The sequence below is a fragment of the Dictyobacter halimunensis genome (assembly GCF_036245075.1).
The window spans coordinates 3,394,495-3,410,825 of the sequence record NZ_BSRI01000002.1 but is presented as its reverse complement, the minus strand read 5'-3'; the positions used below and the strand labels follow the sequence as shown (position 1 = coordinate 3,410,825).

Here is a 16,331-nt window from a genome sequence, read left to right as displayed (position 1 = left end):
GGGAAAAGCGATTCACCGAAAGCGTAACCAGAACCTCGCAGAGACGTAGATACCTGTGGAGGTGGCATTAACACCATTCTCATGCAGCTCTCATTTTTAAGCAGAAGGGGTAGGACAACAACTTGGCCCGCTGTCTCAATCCACATGGAAAACATGATAATCCCGCCGGCACCGTCTGCTGCCAATATTGTGACTTCCTGGTCCAGGGGGCACAGATTGGGATCTACGAAGTGATGGACTTTATTGGCGCAGGCAGCTATGGGTATGTATACAAAGTGCGCGAGCCGAATCCGCTCAGTCGCATCCTGGCTCTCAAGGTGTTGCGCAGGGATCAATTTAACGCCAAAGCGCAGGCGAGCTTCTTTCAGGAGGCGCGCCGCATCGCCAACATGCAGCACCCGAATATCCTGCCCATCTATAATTTCGGGCAGATTAGCGGCAGTCAACAGCCATATTTTGTGATGGAATACGCGCCCCACATGATCAACGACCTGTTCCGCCAGCCCGATGGCAGTCGCCGCCAGACCTACGCGGAAGAACTAATCCCCTATATCCAACAGACCGCCGATGCGCTGCGCTATGTGCATGAGAATGGCCTGGTGCACCAGGATGTGAAGCCGGGCAACCTCTTGATTGGGCGCAACGGGCAGATTCTACTGGCTGATTTCGGCACCGCCTACTATCTGGGGATGCAGACCCATGCCTCGCTGGGCGAGATCACCGGGACCGCCGCGTATATGCCACCGGAACAATGGCAGGGGGCGCCCAGGCGCCACTCGGATCAATATGCCCTGGCCGTCTGCTGCTACGAGTTCCTGAGTGGGCGTCCGCCGTTTGTCTATCGGCAGTTAGAGGATATCTGGAACGCCCACATGAAGGAGCCGCCACCCTCGCCCCAGAAGTGGAATCCGCGCATCCCCGTCGAGGTCTCGGCCGTCCTGCTGCGCGCCCTGTCCAAGGACTACCGCCAGCGCTACGCCAGCATTAGCGAGTTCGCCGAAGACTATATCCAGGCCGTCAATACGGCAAAGCAGCGCTACGTCTGCCAGCTCTGCGGCCAGCAGAATCGCACCGGCGCGCGCCGGTGCACGTTCTGCGGAGCCGAATACGACAACCGCTACTGCCAGTACTGCGACGCGCAAGTCCGCTTCGGACAGCGCTGCTGCTCCAGCTGCGGCCGTCTCACTCTGCCACCCGCGCAACTGCAGGGGAGTCCATTGATCGGCATCACTGTACGCCAGGGCCGCTACACCATTCAGCGTATCCTGAAGCAGACGGAGGAGAGCGGCATTATGACGGCGGTGGCCAGGGATGTCCAGACGGGGCAGCGCATCGTGCTGAAGCGCTGGGAGTGTACCGATGAACCCCTGTCGCAGCGCGCCCGCGATGTGGCCTACTACGACCGGGCCACCGATCCACTGGCTCGGCTCAACCATCCCCTGCTCCCCCATATGCTCGCTCGCTTCGCCGAGGGGAAATACTACTACGCGGTCTTCAACTACATTGATAGTGAGAGCCTGGGTGAGCGCCTCACCAAGCTCCTGCATCCCCTGCCCGAGCGCGAGGTGCTCGCCTATATCAATAGCCTGCTCAACATCCTGATGGCCCTGGAGAAGCAGCATCCGCCGCTGCGCACCTACGACATCTCGCCCGAAACGATCCTGATCGAGGCTCAGCGTGGCCGCGTCTTTTTAACCGGCTTCCAGATCGCTCCTCCGCCACCTCCCCAGGAGCCACAGCGCCGCGGACGCGGGCGGCGCACCACGCGCAAGCTGGCCGTCTCGCCCTATCTCCCGATTCAGGACAAGGTGTATGATCAGCGCACCTGCATCTACGCCCTCGCGGCCAGCATGCATCACGCCCTGACCAACGTCGCCCCGCCGCACTATCCTACCTATCCCCCGGTTCGCCTGCTCAATCCGGCGGTCTCACCGACCCTTGAACGTGTCTTAAGCAAGGCGCTCAGCGAGGATATGACGCAGCGCTATCAGAGCTATGAGGAACTAAAACAGGAAGTGCAGCGCCTGCTAGCGTAGGCGCTGCACTTCCTGCTGGTGGGAGGAGGTACGAGAGAGAGTGTGTGTGTATCAGTTCCGCTCGTCAATGGGCGTGTAAGGGACGTTTTTGGACCCTCATATTCGGCGCGCGGACGAATCAGACGGTTGTGGGCGTATTGCTCCAGCACGTGGGCGGTCCAGCCAGCCACGCGGCTGCAGGCGAAGATCGCCGTATCCAGATCGATCGGAATCCCCATCGTGTAGTACACGGAGGCGGAGTAGAAATCAACGTTCACGTAGAGCCCTTTGCGCTCCTTGACGACGCGCTCAACTATCTGTGACATCTCAAACCACTTGCTCTCGCCGCTGCGCTGTCCCAACTCTTGCGACATGCCACGCAGATAGCCGGCGCGCGGATCCGCGGTACGGTAGACGCGATGTCCAAAGCCCATGATGCGCTCTTTACGACTCAGGGCCCCTTCAATGTACGCTTCGGCGTTCGCAACTTCACCGATGCGCAGTAGCATACGGATGACCTGCTCGTTCGCTCCTCCATGCAGAGGACCCGACAGGGTGCCCACGGCCGAGGCGATGGCGGCATACATATCGGCCAGCGTGGCGGCCGTAACGCGGGCGGCGAAAGTCGAGGCATTCAGCTCATGATCGGCATGCAACACCAGGGCCACATTTAGCACATGCGCGGTATACTCATCCGGCATCTGGCCGGTCAGCATATACAAAAAGTTTGTGGCATGGTCATGATCCGCCAGCGGCGCGATCGGATCACGTCCATGGCGGATGTGCTCCCAGCTGGTCACGATCGTCGGCATCACCGCTGTCAGGCGTTCAGCGCGGCGATGATTCGCCTCGGCGGATGTATCATCCAGATGACCATCAAAGGCCGACAACGTCGAAACAGCCGTACGCAGCACATCCATCGGGGTCGTCGTTTTGGGGAGCAGATGCATCAACTCAAGCACTTGAGTGGGCAGGGCGCGCTGCGCGCGCAGGCGCGTGCTCAGGTCCTCTAGTTGTGTCTGCGTCGGCAATACGCCATTCCACAGCAGGTACGCGGTCTCTTCAAATGAAGAGAAATTCGCCAGGTCATGAATATCTACGCCATAGTAGGTCAATTTACCCAGCTGGCCATCCAGGTCGCAAATACGAGAATGGGTTGCAACGATGTCCTCTAAACCATCTAGAGTAGTCGGCATAGCAGATCCTCCATCGAGATATCAGCTTCGTTAGTGTTAGCAGAACACGCCCCTGGGCCATACGAACGGCTCATACATATGTAGGCTTCCACAGCGAAGCAAACACGTGTGTTCATAATTATGATTCGTTGTTATTATACCGTGTCACAGCTAAGGTGTCGTGTCAGCTAGCTAACAATCCAGAAATTCCCCGCCTACGGCGGGGAGAGGGAATGGAAGATATTTTGGGGGACACCCCAAACCCCGGCAGAAGGGGCTCGCCGCCCCTCCTGCACCTCCCCGCTTTCTCCTCTGCCACGAGAGGAGGGGAGAAGATATTTTGGGGGACACCCCAAACCCCGGCAGGAGGGGCTCGCCGCCCCTCCTGCACCTCCCCGCCGATTTCGACGGGTAAAATAATAGCTTTGGCGTGTAAAATATGGTAAACTGGCGCAAATAGCAATAAGCGAGGGCCTCATGGATAAGCTTGCACGAGACGAAGAGGAGAAGCTCATCGCCCGTAGCCAGCAAGGAGACATCGAAGCATTTAATCAGCTCGTTGAGCAGTACCAGCAGGTGATGTATAGTACTGTCTTTCGTATGCTCGGTGATTACGATACGGCGTCAGATGTGACCCAGGACGCGTTTATCTCGGCATTCCGGGCGATCCGCACTTATCGCGGGGGAGCTTCGTTCCGCGCGTGGCTACTGCGCATCGGTTCCAATCTGGCATGCGACCACTGGCGTCGCATCCAACGCCATCCTACCGCCTCGCTCGAATTGCTTACCGACGAGACGGAACCCCATGCCGCCAGTTCGCTGGATGCGCTCACAGCGAGCGGATCCGAGGGCAATCCCGAAGAATATATGTTGACGCGGGAACTTCAGGATCTCATTCAGCAGGGCCTACAGGAGCTGCCGCTTGAGCAGCGTACGGCCGTCGTTCTGTGCGACATTCAGGGACTCTCCTACGAAGAGGTCGCCCAGGCCATCCAGGCCAATATGGGCACGGTTCGCTCACGCATCTCGCGTGGTCGCGCCCGTCTGCGCACCTATTTACAACAACACAAGGAACTTTTACCACGTAATTATCGTCTCACTAATAGCAGTGATGGATAATCTAACGGAGTATACGCGTGTCTGAACTTGATCGGCATCTGACAACAGAAGAACTCTCGGCTTTGCTCGACGACCAGCTCTCCACGGGAGAACCAGAAGAAGCCATATATCGCGCGCACCTGCAGGCCTGTGAGCAGTGTCAATCGGAGTTTGCTGATCTGCGACAGACGGTAAAGCTGCTGCGCTCACTTCCGGCACCGAAGTTGCCGCGTTCGTTCGCCCTGCCGGCCGATATCTCATGGGAGGTTCCCGAGATAGATGAAGCGTCCGCCGCGCCACAACAGGCAGCGGCGGCCACTACACCCCTTCCCATTTCTTTGCCCGCGCGTCTGCAGCAGCGCGCAGCACGCGACGCCTCCGCCAGGCGTAACTGGCGTCCCGCCCTGCGCCTGGTCAGCAGCCTGGTGGCCGTCGTCGGCATCTGCTTCATGCTCTCGACGCTACAACTGCCCCACCTTGGTGGAGGAGGCGCATCCGGTACCTCAGCAGGTACCGCGAACAGTGGAACAACTCCGTCGCAAGCCCCGAGTACATCAACCGGGCATGCGACCCCTTCCAGCGTGAAACCGAATACCCGTCCACATGCCAGCGGGACCGCACCGGGAGGAACAAATCATCAGCCATCCACCGTCGGTGCGCAACCACCACAAACACAGACCGTACAGACGCCGAACCCGCTCGTTCAGACCTTTGCCCTCAATGAGGGGCCGGGTCGCCTGCGCCTGGGGCTCCTGCTACTCATCATTGGTGGCCTGGGCTTCTACATCTTTAAACAAAAGTACCGCTACCGCTGGAGGTAGCAGAGGGAGCCAAAAAGCGCTGTGACATCCATCGTGGATGTCACAGCGCTTTTGGCTCCCTCGTATGGGTACCCTGACGGCACTGATTAGCGCCGCTGAGGGGTTGCGATAGCATCGCGTTTTGCGGCGCTAAAAATGGTCTTTGTGATGTTAACATCCTCTAAGGATGCCCCACGCAGGTCTGCGTTGCTAAAATCCGCACCTGCAAGGTTTGCGTGTGAAAGATCGGCGCCACGGAGATCAGCGCCACGCAAGCACGCTTTTTGAAGCTTTGCATAACTCAGATTTGCATTCTTTAAATTAACATGACGCAAATCGGCATCCCGCAAATTAGCACCTCGTAAATCCGCACCCTGCAGATTTGCCTCTGTAAGATCAGCGTGGTGAAAATCAATCTTCTGAAGATCCTGGTCATGCAGATCTTTTTTGTGGAGATCAGGCTCCAGCGCCTGCACATCATAGTCCGTTTGTCGCCAGGTGTTCCATTGCGATTTTCCAGAGCTCAAAAGATCATATGGGGTTTGGTACGGCATCTCTTTCTCTTTCTCAATTCATCCTGTACGTGGTATTACGCACAGAACATATGCATTATTGTATGGTCACCCACACATAGAAGAGGCTAAACACGATCATTAAACTGCTTTCGCCTCCGATCCCTCGCCCTTTGCTCACTCTTGCGCCGATATACGACAAAGCCATAGATGCATAGACAGACCACTAGAGCTATCAAGAGGATCAAAAGCTGTGGCATACGGTGGTCTCCTTATAAATCTGCTCCAGATCGACTGCTTATGAGCAATATTCCAACAACGGTAAAATAGCTTTCAGCTTACGGTACCTTTGGTTCTGACTCTCTTGATAAGTTCTAGAGTGTCTGACTCACGTCATATTGGGACTGGGACACATAATAACCCCAGCACGGGCGTCCGCACTGGTTTTTTGTGTTGGTGCATGGGGGTGCGCATCCGCGCACCCCCATGCACCAACACAAATAGGACCCCTGAGCACCGCAGGTGCGAAAACTCAAGCACGCTGCAGGCGATCATCTTGCACATCAGACACTGTCTAAATAAACTCTCTCGAAAGTGTCAAAGGACAGAAGTTGAGGAACAATATGATAAGGCAACTGGGCTCTTCTTCAAAATCACACTCTTGTTAGGGGATAGCAACAGAATGTCTGATGACCTGCTACACGCGTATATTTCAGATAAGGTTTGAGCGTTTTCTTGATGGAGGGATACGATATATCATAAATATTTTGTAACTTTTTAAGTATACACTATTTTTTATAAAAACGCAAAATTTTACATTTTTTAGATATCCTTATTTATGATATTGCTAGTATTTCTGGTTCTTCTATGTTACACTAAGTACAATTAAGAAGCCAATTCTGAGATAAGATCTGTCCGAGCAAGGACAGGCAATACCCATAAAGTTGTGTAATTATACTTAGATGCGGGATTTATTTTTACTGGCAGGCATTAAGCAACGTGCCAGGCAGAGTAAAAGGGAGAAAATAAGCTATGGTTATTCCTACGCTGGATCAAACTGAGGGTATCTGGATGGCTCGAACTGAAGAGGGGGGATATTATTACATTCAGGATGTGTTTCCTGACATTGTGGCACGAAATACACTCCATCGTGATAATTGCCACGCGCTTCTCCGCAGGGGTAGCCTGGTGCCAGAACAACGCGATGCGTTTCATTCCGCTCAGGGCGTTTGGGAGAGTTCACGACGCTATTGCCACAAATTCTACTAAACCCACCATTGTGCCTATACTTCTTAGCGTTACGTGATGAACACAGAGCAGTGCTCGCGTGTTAGTGTATGCTTCTATCGATCAAAGCCGCAAGTTCCTTCCTCTTCTCAATACTATGGGCATTCATGGATCCCCCGAACGGGGCATCCATGATCTACGGCATAGCTATACAAAGCCCTTTTTGCGTCTGGACGCACATCCCAAAGTCATGTAGGAGATCCTGGGCATGCTACTATTAGCATGGCAATGAATCATTATTCCCATGTTCCCGCGCTGGATGCCACTTTTTTATGCCCGGCCATAGCATTTCGACCCTATTCGCTACTGCCAAAGAACGCAGTTTATGCTATATTCTGACTATATATTCTAGCTAAAGAGACATGCTAGCGGATGGCAACCGATCCGCACGCGCATGCCATGCGCCATGCCATCATGATCATAAGCTCAAACTTGCAGAAAACGAGATCGCCCGTGAATACATTTTTATTGTTAGTGCCACCGTTCATCAATGTGCTGGTAACCGGGGCATTCGCCTTCGTCATCCTGCGTCAATATATTGGACGCCGGCGCAGCTATCAGCTCTACTGGTCCGTCTCCCTGCTGATGGCCTTTATAGCGACGCTGGCCTATATGGCCATGCTGCTGATGGGACCAACCTCGGTGCCCGGCACCTACTTCTTCCGTGTTTACTACGCGCTGGGAGGCGCCATCATGCCCTCCTGGCTGGGCATGGGCAGCATCGCCCTGATCAGTAAGCCGCGCTTCTCCCGCACCTGTGTGGGCTTCCTGCTGCTGCTCAGTCTGATCGCCGCTACCTTTGTACTGGACGCCACCATCAACATGCCTATGCTCAGCCATATCGCTGGCACTCCTGGCACCGGCACCTTGAATCCAGGCCCCTGGCTGGTCATGACCATCCTGCTCAACACCCTGGGAGTCGTCGCCGTCGCGGGGGTCGCGCTCATCTCTGGCTGGAAGATGCTGCGCAGGCAGGCCAGTATGGGCGGCGCTAAAACCAGCAATATCCTCTGGGCCAATATCTTTATATTTATAGGTGCCATCCTGAACGGGGCCGCTGGCACCCTGGCCCGCTTTCTCGGCATCGTCTCTATCTTCTGGCTCATCATGGCCCTGGGTTGGATCGTCCTCTTCATCGGCGTCCTGCTGGCCAGCCGCCGCTCGCGCCATCTCAGCACGCCGACGCCACCCCAGGCTGTTCCCAACGCAACCCCATAGCTGGGGCAAAAAGAGAGACGTAGGTTCGGGCCTTGCGCCCGATTTTCCCTCTCGCATGTCAATACCCCCAAATAATCGTGTTTTTGGCACATAATCGAATGGGGAGGCAAAAATCGGGCGCAAGGCCCGAACCTACGATACTTCTCTGCCCTCCCGTAATCTCACCATCAATCTGACCGGTACAACCCTTAACCCGAGCTATAACGCTCAATAACGATTGTTGGACATAGCAATCGTCCGAGGGCACCTCGGCACTCGCCGTGGTATCCTCGGACGATAATCATTGGCGTGCTCACAAATGCTAGCTCGCGCTTAGCTCACCCAGTGTAGCATTGACGCTCATTTGCTGCGTGCCACGATAGAACTTGACCACCACACGATCACCAGGATTCTTGGCGATCAGCGCATCTTCCAGCGATGGGGTGGAGTCGATGTTTGTATTGTCGATCTGGACGATGACGTCACCGACTTTAATGCCAGCTTTTTCAGCGGCCCCACCCGGCGTCAACCGGGATACATACACACCATGATCAACGGCCAGGTTATCCTGCATCTGCAGAGTGGCGTCAACGTCGGTCGGGCTGATGCCGATCGCCGCGCGACCGGTGTGGTGGACGCGACCATTGTTGATTAGCTGGGTGGCGATAAACTGAACGCGATTGGACGGGATGGCGAAGCCCACACCGTTGGCCGGTGAGTTAAATTCCGGGTCAACCGCGGTCAACGTTGGAATACCTACCAGGTTGCCCTGCAGATCAACCAGGGCGCCACCGCTATTGCCGGGGTTGATCGGCGCGTCCGTCTGGATAGCGTTTGGAATGACCGCGCCATTGCCCTCGCTGACATTACGTCCCAGGGCGCTCACGATACCGTTGGTTACGGTCTGGGTATTGCCCAGCGGATTACCGATCGCCAGCACATCCTGTCCCACACGCAACTGTGAGGAATCGCCCAGCGAGATCACAGACATATTGGTCGGCGGATTGATCTTGATCACTGCCAGGTCATCGGCGGGATCGGTACCTACGACCTGCGCATTCTTGATACGGGTGCCGTCCGAAAGAACGACCTCGCCAACGGTGGTGACACCATCAACCACGTGATTGTTGGTCACGATATAGCCACGCTTGTCAATAATCACGCCCGAACCCAGAGCCGTCCCCTTCTGCGTCTGCACAGTGATCTGCACCACAGCTGGACGTGTCTTGGAGACCACCGCCTCACGCACCGCCTGCATATTGTTGTTGGTCAGGGCCGGCACAGTTGGCTGCGGCGCTGTTCCAGGCTGCAGACCCGAGCTGTTATTGCTACTGCTGCTGCTCGGCGTTGAACCCGGCGCGATACTGGCGGTACCCGTGTGGCTAAACTGCCAGCCCGCGAAGAGACCAACACCAAAGACCATGGCCAGCACTAGCGCCAGGGCAAGAATGGCGCCGGCACGCAACCCATTGCCCTTCCGCTTCGGGCCCGGCTGATTGCCAGGAGGAGGTCCAAACGGCGCCCCATTATTATCTCCCGGCACATAGCCGCTTCGCCGATAACTATTATGCTGGTACTCCGTTTTCGGCTGTCCCTCCTCGGTCGTTGCCGATGAAGAAGAGTACGGCACATACGGGCTTCTTTCAGCCGGCTGAGACGGATAAGATGGCACTGGCGAACGATAACCACTATCCATCGGCTGCCCCTGAGAAGCTGGTGGCGCTGAGCGATACACGCTTGGCTGCATATATTCCTGGTAGCTCTGCTCACGATTCGGATACCCACCACTGCGAGACGCAGGCGAATAGGAATTCAAATTGCCATTGGGCTGCTGGTCAGGCGTATGTGGCACAGGCTGGTATGGTGTCGTCTTATCGTCATTCATATTGTTTAAATCGTTATTCTCTGAATCCCTCATTTTGAGATATCCTCCTCATTACCCTGTACGAACCACCCACTACCACCATCATCAACAACATCCTTATCTTTATCTTGCCAGCTATCTAGCAGAAAGTCAAAGGGTTCCAAAGATTTGCGGCGAAGCCGCAGCAGGGAGATCCCTGCACCCCTTTAATGCCGCCCTGCGGGCGGCGGAGATGAGAGGGGGAGAGCCGGGGGCACAGCCCCCGATCCCCCAGTCAAGGGGCTCGCCGCCCCTTGCATCCCCGCTTTCTTCGGCGGGGGGAGAGGAGAAGTTCCGGGGGCACAGCCCCCAAACCCCCAGTCAAGGGGCTCGCCGCCCCTTGCATCCCCGCTTTCTTCGGCGGGGGGTGCAGGAGGGCGGCCAGCCCTCCTGCTGGGGGCGTGGGGGGGTCCCCCGCCTCTCCTCTCACTCCGCATCTCAGCGGGGGGTGCAGGAGGGCGGCCAGCCCTCCTGCTGGGGGCGTGGGGTGTCCCCCACCTCTCCTCTCACTCCGCTTTCATCAGCGGGTGGCGCAGGAGGGCGGCTAGCCCTCCTGCCGGGGGTTTGGGGGTGTCCCCCAACCTTCCTCTCTCCCCCTCCGCCGCCGCAGGCGGCAAAGAATCTTTGGAATGCCTGGCATCTTACCTCACAGGAGGTATAGCAAGAAAACTTTCTTGTCTATACTGTATAGTATGACCATAAAAAATCTTTCAGAGATTTGTAAAAATTTTGTATGGAACTTGGGCCCGTACAGGTAGCGACCCTAACTATACTCTTTGAGAAGGATATGCTTGTCTTCTATTATAGCGACTCAGCCTATTCATATCAAAGGGGTTGCCCATCACGGACGATAATGAGATAATAGGGACACGAATCGAGCAGAAGATGGAGCGCCCAAACATTGGATGAGCACACGTTACAGGAGAGGGAGCAGGGCACGGCCTCCTTTCCTGCACAAAATACAGCCACGATCACCAATCGAGAACAGCAAGGGCCTATGGGAGCGAGACAACAGCTACGGCAATCGGCCCACACCTACCTGGCCGCCAGAGATTGGCCAAAGGCCGCCGAAGCCTTTTTGAAGATTTTGCTGGAAGAACCACAGGATAGCGATGCGTTGCTGGGCATGGCGGCGGTTACTGATGGCTTGAATCGTTTTGAGCATCTATATGAGACCGCGCAAACGATCCTTGAGTTCGAGCCGAATTCCGCGCCGGGCCTGGCGTATAAGGCCCGTGCCCTCCAAAAGCTGGAGCGGATCTCCGAGGCGACGGTCGCCAATGATCAGGCCCTGCTCCTCAATACCAACCTGGGGCTGGCCTGGGTGAACCGCAGTGGCCTGCAGCTCATCCAGGGCAAATTTCCGGAGGCGTTGCGCAGCGCCCAGCGGGCCATCGAGCAGGCTCCAGAAGATCCACGCGCCTGGGCAAACTACGGGGTGGCCCTGCTCAACTTTAATCGGCTGGCCGAGTCGCTAGAGGCATTTGATAAGAGCCTGGAGATCGATGCCCAGCAGCTCTTCGCCCTGCAGATGAAAGGCGAGATCCTGTGCCGCATTGGTCGCATGCGCGAGGTTATTCCCCTGGTGCGTAGCGCGCTGGCCCTGAGCCCCCAGGACCTCAAGACGCTCATGCTGGGCATACAGGCCTTCCGCTCCCTGGAGATGTATGAAGAGCTCAAGGCTCTGTCACATCAACTGGTGCTGCTGCTGCCGGATAACATGCTGGCCTGGGAGAACTACGCGCGCAGCCTGCGCGGCCTGGGGCAGTTCAGCGAGGCCAACGAGGCGCTGGACCACCTGGTCACCCTGGATGCCTCAAACGTGCGCGTCTTATGGCTCAAGGCCGACACGCTCTATCGCCTTGAACGCTATCGCGAGGCAGTAGCCGTCTCCGAACGCGCCCGGCGTCTTGAACCCGACTACCCACCCATTCGCCGCCTCCACGAAAAATCCCTCCGCCTCATGTACCAACGCAAACGCAAATAAAAAATCGGACGCGAGGTCCGAACCTATGCGCGCCATGCCCTCCCATAGGTTCGGACCTCGCGTCCGATTTTTTTTCGTCAAATGAGCTGTTCCAAAATTCCCAAAAGCACGCCTTCGCCGAGGTTGTGGATGGGTGGCCGGAGACGTTCGGCGGTGACGATGCGGATGCGCCGCTGGTGCTGCTCGTAGCGGGCGAGATCATCCGGCTGCAGCCCAGTCGCCTCGACCCATTTCATTAAGGGCTTCATGCCAACCGGTGGATGGTCGAAGGCGATCCAGACATCCATCTCCCACTTCTCGGGGCGCGGAATCTCAAAGAGAATCTCATAGTCCGCGACCGGCTGTTCCAGCAGAGTCGAGAGCTCAGCGGCGATCTTCTGCTCGACGGCGCGCCGGCGATGGGCATCCCAGAACAGAGCCTCCAGGCGCCTGAACATGCTACCGGCGGCCGGACTGACCTCAAGCACCACGCGATAGGGACGCCTCATCTCCAGGTCGGCGGCCAGGGCGCGGGCGCTCTCGGGCATCTTCTCCGAGGCCAGCAACGTCAGCAGAGCAGCATCGGTCAAGCCGACCAGTTGCTCGCTGTTGAGCGCCTGCGATGTCAAGGCATCATAAACGGCCCGCACCAGCATAGCCTGAAACGAGCGGCTGGTATGGTGCCAGTAGATATTATCGAACATCTCCTGCCGGGCATGCAGCAGCGAGTGCAAAGGACTAATGCCTTTGTGGGTTACCACCAGACAGCGCTCACCGTGTGGATCGCGGTGGACGCGAAGCGCGCTCAAGAGTCGAGAGACATCCACACCGCCATAGGGAACATTGCAAGCACGCGCGTCACGGGGCAGGTAATCCAGCTTATCAATGTCCAGCGCCCCGCTCAGTAGGTGGCTCAGCAATTCATCGTCCTGCGGCAAAGATTTAAATTTAGGAGGATCGATAAAGTCGGCCACGCGTTCGGGTGAGAGTCGATAGTCACGCTCCAGAATGGTCGCGATCTCACTCTTCTCAATAATCGAGCGCCCCACCTTCTCATGCTGCACAATCGGAAAGCCCAGGTCCTCAATGGTATGGGAGAAGGGATAATGTCCGATATCGTGCAGGAGGGCCGCCACCATCAACGTCTGGATGCTACTGATCGAGATGCCATCCAGACCACCATCGGAGCCGCGCAACAGCAGTGCACGCAGCGCACGCACCGCCAGGTGGTAGCATCCCAGGCTGTGCTCATAACGCGAATGGGTCGCGCCCGGCCAGACCCGGTAGACGAAGCCAAGCTGCTTCACCTGCTGTAGACGCAGGAAGGGGGCACTATTGATCAGCTTTAATTCTCGTGCTCCCAGCGGTATTAAATCGTACAGGCTATCGCGAACCGTCCCCACAGGTTGCTCGTCGGGCAACAGGGGATGGCCGGTGGCATCCATCCAGTACGAGTGCTTCATCGCTTGCACAACACCCGTATCGGGAGCGGCAGGAATAGGTGAGGATGCACCCTGCTCTTTTAAGGGTGCAGCAGACGCTGACTGCTGTCTACCCGGTGTGCTATCAAAAAACTCTTCACGCATACCTCCATTGTATCAAAGCCAGAGGAGCAATGTCTATCATCCAAACTCGTATGTCCAACCAACGCAGGCCGCCCGGAGGATCATTATCTCCACGCGACCATGACACGGCATGGTCGCTCAAAATACAGAGAATGGTGTATAATAAGTTTACAAACTTCAGTGCACGTGCGGCGGGCGGATCAGCTCGTCGCTTTTCATATCCTGAATGCCTCTTGGAGCCGACAATGATTACGAGTATACAAACAGACGTCGTTAAAATGATTGCCATCGATATAGATGGCACCCTTCTGACGCCACAGAAGCAGATCACCCCACGCACGCAGGACACTATTCGAGCCGCCCAGGCAGCTGGCATCGTCGTCACGTTGGCTACCGCCCGCCGTTATGAGAACAGCAAGCAGTTCGCCGACCTGCTGGGCATCGAGATCCCTCTGATTACCTGCGACGGGGCGCTCATCCTCGATCATCCAGCAGGCGTCGTGCGCCATACACAATTGCTGCCGGCCGAGCTGGCACAGCAGACCGTGGATATCCTGGTGGCCCATCGGCTCCAACCTATCGTCCATCATATCGCCGGCAGCGTGGAAGAGACCTGGAGCGGGCACGCGGAGTTTGATAACCTCGGCCTGGAAGGCTATCTGCGCGAATTCCCACGGGTCAAGCGCCGGCCGCACGATATCCTCTGCGCGGGCCAGCCCGATCCCATTCGCGTGGTCTCCTTCGCCAGCCACGAGGCTATTGTGCGCGTCGCGCCGGACGTCGCGCAGCTACCATGCGCGTGGAACACCATTGAGCGCGGCAACTATGGCTGCGCAGAACTGACCGTGATGCAGCATTCATGCTCAAAGGCGACCGGCATCGCGCTACTGGCGCAGCATCTGGGCATCCCGATGGCGCAGGTTATGGCTATTGGGGATAATAATAATGACCGGGAGATGATCGAGGCTGCGGGCTGGGGAGTAGCGATGGGACAGGCGCCGGAGGCGGTTAAGGCCAGCGCCAACGCGGTTACTGCCACCAACCTGGAGGATGGGGTGGCAGTAGCCATTGAGCGTTACGCATTGCTGCGCTGAAGACGCGAGGCGGACTCAAACTCGCGCAGGCGGGCGACCTGCCGCTGATTCGGCCCGGCCTGCCAGCGCTTCTCTTTGACCAGTTCAAGCGCGTCGCTGGCGTGCATACCACCATGGACCAGGCTGGCGCAGGTTAAGAGCACGCTGCGACCAACCCCATGCTCACAGTGGATGAGCACACGACCACCATGGCTGATAGCCTGGTTGACCCAGGCAGCCCCCTCTGAAAGCTGCTCAACCGAGAGCGGATAGGTATCGGGCGTGGGCAGGTAGAGCAGGGTGATGTTCTCACGGGCCAGCGCCTCTTTGTCGTCGCTATACTCCGAACGCGTATCGACCACATGGGTGATCCCAGCCCTGCTCAACACCGGGATATCCACGGGACGGATGCGCCCACCAACGGCCAGGTGCTCGGTGACCCAGCTCATATTTAACGTATCGGGCAGTGGGATATGCAATGAACGCGCGATCTGCTCGCCCTTCGAATTCTCCGGGAACAGGCGAGCTGCGATACGGGTCCACCAGCGATAGAGCAAACGCACCACGCCGGTGGTGGCCCAACGCATAAACGAAAATCTAATCTGCGGGGCCTCCGCCGCCGCAGAAGGAGGAGGGGTCCCTCCTAGCTTATTGTCCTCAGTTGGAGGAGGCGTTACTGAATCTGGCATTCCTAATATTTTCCTCTTCTATACCTGGCTGACGCTGCTGACAACGCTCAAACATTAGTAACCAGGTCAGACGGCACGACTGGCTTATCCTTCTCCACCACCTGCTTCTCCGTATCCCGTGCCAGCACGCGCTGTAACGATGCAATCGAACATTCAATCATGCTATCATCGGGCTCCCGCGTGGTCAGACCCTGCAAGGCCAACCCTGGGGCCAGCAGCCAGCGCACAACGCGATAGCGATAGTTGGCGGCGCCCAGTCGCATCAGCTCATAGGCGATCCCCGCCACCACCGGCACCAGCACGATGCGTGAGATAATCTTAATCAACAACGATGGCGAGCCGATAAAAGCGAAGACGACGATCGAGACCACCATGACCAGCAGCATAAAGCCGGTGCCACAGCGCGTATGCACCCGCGAGGCACGGCGCACATTCTCAACCGTCAAAGCATCCCCATGCTCCATGGCGTTGATCGCTTTATGTTCAGCGCCATGATAGCCAAAGACACGCTGGATATCCGGAACGCGACCGATAAGATAGAGATAGCCGATCAACAGCAGCAGGCGTATCACGCCCTCCAGCGTCAGATTCAGCCAGCCATCCCCGATCTGACCGCGCAGCAGACTCGTCAATAAGAGCGGACCCACGAAAAAGATCGCAATAGCAAAGGTCAATGAAACGATCAACGGCAAAATCATCGACACCCCACCCGTCGTAGGTGCGGGGCTTGCCCCCGCTTCGGAGCTCGCCTCCGCTTCTCTCACATCGGGCGTGGCCAATTCGGTCGTGGGATCAACGGCGCCGGTGGCGATGTTAGCCGAGAGCGTCATCATGCGTGTACCCAGCACCAGCATCTCCCATAGCAGCACCATACCACGCAAGAATGGCAGACGTAAATACTTATTTTGATAGATTTTGGGCGTCAGTGCCTCTTCATGCACATAGATGTCGCCCTCGGGGCGCCTGACGGCGACCGCAACCGTGTTGCGGCCACGCATCATGACACCCTCCATTACCGCCTGACCACCATAATAAAACTTTGCCATGCAGG

At 56.9% G+C, this 16,331-nt stretch carries 12 protein-coding genes; 6 read left to right on the top strand and 6 right to left on the bottom strand.

The window, feature by feature from the left end; all coding sequences use genetic code 11:
- Positions 1-122 precede the first annotated feature (122 nt).
- Complete coding sequence (locus AABA21_RS28180; protein ID WP_338255363.1) at positions 123-2,036, top strand: protein kinase domain-containing protein; 1,914 nt, start codon at positions 123-125, stop codon at positions 2,034-2,036.
- Here AABA21_RS28180 and AABA21_RS28175 read toward each other — a convergent pair.
- Positions 1,994-3,211 carry a citrate synthase gene (locus AABA21_RS28175; RefSeq protein ID WP_338255360.1) on the bottom strand — a complete coding sequence of 406 codons (1,218 nt, stop codon included), beginning with the start codon at positions 3,209-3,211 and terminating at the stop codon, positions 1,994-1,996. The genes AABA21_RS28180 and AABA21_RS28175 overlap by 43 nt on opposite strands.
- A 456-nt stretch (positions 3,212-3,667) precedes the next feature.
- Between AABA21_RS28175 and AABA21_RS28170 the strand changes: the two genes are divergently transcribed.
- The gene (locus AABA21_RS28170) at positions 3,668-4,309 is read left to right on the top strand and encodes a sigma-70 family RNA polymerase sigma factor (protein ID WP_338255359.1); all 642 of its coding nucleotides are present in this window, start codon (positions 3,668-3,670) and stop codon (positions 4,307-4,309) included.
- Positions 4,310-4,326: 17 nt separating this feature from the next.
- Positions 4,327-5,109, top strand: a complete 783-nt coding sequence (locus AABA21_RS28165) for an anti-sigma factor family protein (protein WP_338255357.1) — start codon at positions 4,327-4,329, stop codon at positions 5,107-5,109.
- A gap of 86 nt (positions 5,110-5,195) precedes the next feature.
- On the opposite strand, the gene AABA21_RS28160 is transcribed toward AABA21_RS28165, so the two are convergent.
- Complete coding sequence (locus AABA21_RS28160; protein WP_338255355.1) at positions 5,196-5,642, bottom strand: pentapeptide repeat-containing protein; 447 nt, start codon at positions 5,640-5,642, stop codon at positions 5,196-5,198.
- Positions 5,643-7,259: 1,617 nt separating this feature from the next.
- Here AABA21_RS28160 and AABA21_RS28155 point away from each other — a divergent pair.
- Positions 7,260-8,105 (top strand): hypothetical protein, encoded by an 846-nt coding sequence (locus AABA21_RS28155; RefSeq protein WP_338255353.1) that lies wholly within the window; start codon positions 7,260-7,262, stop codon positions 8,103-8,105.
- 301 nt (positions 8,106-8,406) lie between these two features.
- Here AABA21_RS28155 and AABA21_RS28150 read toward each other — a convergent pair whose 3' ends face one another.
- The gene (locus AABA21_RS28150) at positions 8,407-10,002 is read right to left on the bottom strand and encodes a S1C family serine protease (RefSeq protein ID WP_338255350.1); all 1,596 of its coding nucleotides are present in this window, start codon (positions 10,000-10,002) and stop codon (positions 8,407-8,409) included.
- 886 nt (positions 10,003-10,888) lie between these two features.
- Here AABA21_RS28150 and AABA21_RS28145 point away from each other — a divergent pair.
- Positions 10,889-11,974 (top strand): tetratricopeptide repeat protein, encoded by a 1,086-nt coding sequence (locus tag AABA21_RS28145; protein WP_338255349.1) that lies wholly within the window; start codon positions 10,889-10,891, stop codon positions 11,972-11,974.
- Between the two features lie 77 nt (positions 11,975-12,051).
- Here AABA21_RS28145 and AABA21_RS28140 read toward each other — a convergent pair whose 3' ends face one another.
- A complete protein-coding gene (locus tag AABA21_RS28140; RefSeq protein WP_338255347.1) occupies positions 12,052-13,539 on the bottom strand; it encodes an HD domain-containing protein in 1,488 nt (495 codons plus the stop codon).
- Positions 13,540-13,763: 224 nt separating this feature from the next.
- Between AABA21_RS28140 and AABA21_RS28135 the strand changes: the two genes are divergently transcribed.
- Positions 13,764-14,612 (top strand): Cof-type HAD-IIB family hydrolase, encoded by an 849-nt coding sequence (locus AABA21_RS28135; RefSeq protein WP_338255346.1) that lies wholly within the window; start codon positions 13,764-13,766, stop codon positions 14,610-14,612.
- On the opposite strand, the gene AABA21_RS28130 is transcribed toward AABA21_RS28135, so the two are convergent.
- A complete protein-coding gene (locus AABA21_RS28130; RefSeq protein ID WP_338255345.1) occupies positions 14,594-15,280 on the bottom strand; it encodes a protein-tyrosine phosphatase family protein in 687 nt (228 codons plus the stop codon). The genes AABA21_RS28135 and AABA21_RS28130 overlap by 19 nt on opposite strands.
- Positions 15,281-15,327: 47 nt before the next feature.
- A complete protein-coding gene (locus AABA21_RS28125) occupies positions 15,328-16,326 on the bottom strand; it encodes a DUF1385 domain-containing protein (RefSeq protein ID WP_338255343.1) in 999 nt (332 codons plus the stop codon).
- Positions 16,327-16,331: the final 5 nt, after the last annotated feature.